At 64.3% G+C, this 3278-nt stretch carries 3 protein-coding genes; 1 reads left to right on the top strand and 2 read right to left on the bottom strand.

Going from position 1 to position 3278, the window contains the following annotated elements:
* Window positions 1–1358 (top strand): NAD(P)/FAD-dependent oxidoreductase (locus KDH09_18655; protein ID MCB0221725.1); only part of this gene is annotated, 1358 nt, incomplete at its 5' end.
* A gap of 92 nt (window positions 1359–1450) precedes the next feature.
* Here the strand turns inward: KDH09_18655 and KDH09_18660 are convergent.
* Together KDH09_18660 and KDH09_18665 are read right to left on the bottom strand one after the other, a co-directional pair.
* Window positions 1451–1771 (bottom strand): hypothetical protein, encoded by a 321-nt coding sequence (locus tag KDH09_18660; protein ID MCB0221726.1) that lies wholly within the window; start codon window positions 1769–1771, stop codon window positions 1451–1453.
* 32 nt (window positions 1772–1803) lie between these two features.
* Entirely contained in the window at window positions 1804–2670 is an 867-nt protein-coding gene (locus KDH09_18665; protein ID MCB0221727.1) for a ParA family protein, read from the bottom strand.
* Between the last annotated feature and the right edge of the window lie 608 nt (window positions 2671–3278).

Genomic DNA, 3278 nt, shown 5'->3' on the forward strand with positions numbered 1-3278 from the left:
CGCGCCCGGGTGGCTCGCTCTCCTACTACGAGAAAAAGGGCTTCCAGGTCGACATGGGCACGCACCTGTTCACGCGCGGGAACAAGGGGCCCCTCGGCGACTGCACCAGGCGGCTGGGGATGGGGACGCCCGTTCGTTTTCGGCACACGCGCGACACCACCTGGTTTCGCGGAATGAATCTCGACGTCGTGATGCCGGGCAGTCCCTTCCGGATGCCGCCGGCGCTGGTGAAGGGCGCGCTGCAGATGGGGATTCCGATCACCGAGTATCCCAACATGTACCGGCTCTTCCGTGACATCCTGAGCATGCGCGAGCCGGAGATCGAGCGGCTCAACCACATCACGATTGATGAGTTCATGCGCCGATATACGAAGAATGCGCACGTGCGCTCGCTCATCGGTTTCCTGCTCGGGCTCTATTTCATCCTTCCCACCTGGGAGGCATCGGCGGGCGAATCCATCTGGTGTCTGCAGCGGATGTTCAATGACTTCAACCTGAGCTACCCCGAGGGCGGCGCAGTGGCGATTCCCAAGGCCTTCCTCCAGGGCGCAGAGAGCCACGGGGCGGAAGTGCGAATGCGTTCGGGCGTGGAGAAGATCGAGGTTCGCGACGGCCGGGTGGTCGCCGTTCGGGTTCGTGGCGGCAAGCGCATCACCACCAAGGCAGTGGTCAGCACGACATCGATGAAAGACACGGTGGTTCATCTGACGGGCAGGCAGGCCTTCCCCGCGGGATATGTCCAGCGGGCCGAGGAGATCAAGGGCTCGATGATCGCGGTGCAGGCGAAGATCGGTCTGAAGAAGCGGGTCACGAAGGCAGGTTCCATCGTTGGAGGGACGCCCCTGCGCCTCAAAGGCTTCGATGACGAGCTGCTCTCCCAGGCCTTCGAGGAACTCGAAACGGGCAGGGTCCCCAGCTTCACGCCGATCTATGCGCCGGTGCCGAGCAACTACGACCCGAATCTTGCCCCCGAGGGGCACCAGCTCATCACCGCCTGCTCGGTGGCGCCCACGCTCGATGTCGAGCTGACGGACAGCCCCGAGAAGTGGATCGAGAACATGATGCGCACGCTCCACGAGATGGTGCCCGGACTCGAAGAAAACACGATCTTTTGCGACACCTTCACGGTGAAGAACACCGCCGACTGGATCGGCAAGAGCAACGGCGCAGCAGTGACGACCGGGCAGACGCCCGGCCAGGTCGGCATCAACCGGCCCGGACACCGCACCCCTGTGCGCGGCCTCTACCTGGCCGGCGACTGCGCCGGCGGACGGGGCGTCGGGACGGAACTGGCGTGCCAGAGCGGGATGGACTGCGGGGACCTGCTGGCGCAGGACCGGGCGGCCTACGTGATCTGAATATCAGAGCCCCAAAAGAAGTCGGGAGCGCGGCCCCGAAGGACCGCGCTCCCGTCATGGCAGTGTCGTGGTTGTCGGATCGGGCTGTCGGTTCAGATCATCTTGGGCATGTCGTCGATGTCGACGGTGGCCAGGGCGTAGCGGATGAGCTGGCTCTTGTTGGCCTTGGTGTGGCCCTTGGCCTTGAGCTCGGAAACCAGGCGCTCGAGGTTCTCGATGTCCTCGTTGTAGAGGCTGATGGAAACGATCTTGTAGTGCGCGGGTTTCTCGCGCGCCGGCTGGGTGCGCGGAAGCGCCTGCGGACCGCTGCGGGCGCCGCCCGCGGGACGGCCGGGATGCCGGTAAAAAGTCTGGTCCATGATGGCATCTTCTTCGGTGAGCGGGCTGGTTCCCAGGGCGACGTTCTTCTTCATAAGTCTTTCGATCCTTCTCTAAATCTCTTCAATCAGCACGCGGCCGCGCGAAGGGCGGCCTGCGAGCTGCTTTCAGCCTGGTTGAACAGGGCTTCCACCCTGCGGGTGAGCGCGGTGTAATCCTCGGCGGCCGAGGAAGTCGGCGCGTATTCGTAGATGGTCTTGCGGTGTGAGGGGGCTTCCTTGAGCCGGGTGTTCGAACGGATGGGATCGAACACTTTCTCGCCGAAGTGGGCGCGCAGGTTCGCTTCGACCTCGTGGGTGATGCGCGCGCGTGCGTCGTAGAAGGTCGGCAGCACGCCGAGCACCTCGATCGGGTGGACCAGGACTTCCTCGATGCGGCGCAGGGTCTTGAGGATCTGCTTGACGCCCACCATGGAGAGGTAGTCGCAGGCCACGGGGATGATCACGTGGTCGGCGAAGGTGAGCGCGTTCTGGTTGACGATGGAGAGCGAGGGCGCGCAATCCATGATGATGTAGTCGTAGCCCGTCAGGTTCTTGCAGCGCTCGGCCAGGATTTTCTCACGGCGGCTCGCGCCGGTGAGAATGATCTCGGCCGAGGCGACGGTTTCGTTGGAAGTGACCACGTCCAGATTGTCGCGGATCGGGACCGCCGCCTGCGAGGGGCAGAGCCCGTCGACGAGCACGTGGTAGATCGAATGTTCACCGGCGATGCCCAGCGAGACGCCCACCGAGCCCTGCGAGTCCATGTCGATGAGCAGGACGCGCTTGCCCTCCTGTGCCAGGCCCGCGGCCAGGTTTACCGAAGTGGTGGTCTTGCCGGTGCCGCCCTTCTGGTTCATCACGGCAATGCGCCGGACGGTTCGTGCCGGGGGCGCGCTCTCGAGCAGGCGGGTGCGGCAGGCAGGGCTGCATGCGTAGGCCGTGCCCCCGCCCATCTGGATGGTCTGGGCCGCCAGCGTGGGCGCAAAGGCATTGCCGCAGGCCGTGCAGGGCACTTTTGCCTGCACGGGGGCCGCGCTGCTGGCGCCAGCGGCGCGCATCCGGCAGCTCTGCGAGCAATAGGGAGCCGGGATCGCGCCATCCGCGCTTTCGAGTTGAAAGCGGAACTTGGGAACGAACTGCTTGCCGCAGACGTTGCAGTGGGGATGTGTTTGGGCCTCTTGCATGGCCGGATCTCCGCGACCGAAACAAGTAACCCTCACCAGAACTGACAGTCTCTGGCCCCGGGGGCCAAACTGACTACGTGAGGACTTATATAGCAATTCACCAACAAAATCGCAAGGTTGGCGATCCCCGCACCAGAACTGGGCCTGCGCGGCGGGCGGCGCTGAGGGCCGCAAGCGCGCTGGGCGAGCGCCGAACAGGGAAAATTTGCCCGCATCCGCGCTGGTCCCGAAGGGCGCCCCGCCGGCGGATCCGGGGCTCACTGGGGGTCACTTGTGCTAGAATTCCGGCTCGGGTAAGCAACCGGATCTTGGGCAAAATATGTGGAGGCATCGCTTTGTTTCACCACCGAATTACTACGCTCACCGCTCTCATTCTC

The sequence above is a fragment of the Chrysiogenia bacterium genome (assembly GCA_020434085.1).
GTDB lineage: Bacteria > JAGRBM01 > JAGRBM01 > JAGRBM01 > JAGRBM01 > JAGRBM01.

Coding starts and splice junctions, on each gene's coding strand:
- KDH09_18660 (MCB0221726.1), bottom strand. CDS start 1,771: ATGAAGAAGAACGTCGCCCTGGGAACCAGCCCGCTCACCGAAGAAGAT.
- KDH09_18665 (MCB0221727.1), bottom strand. CDS start 2,670: ATGGGCGGGGGCACGGCCTACGCATGCAGCCCTGCCTGCCGCACCCGC.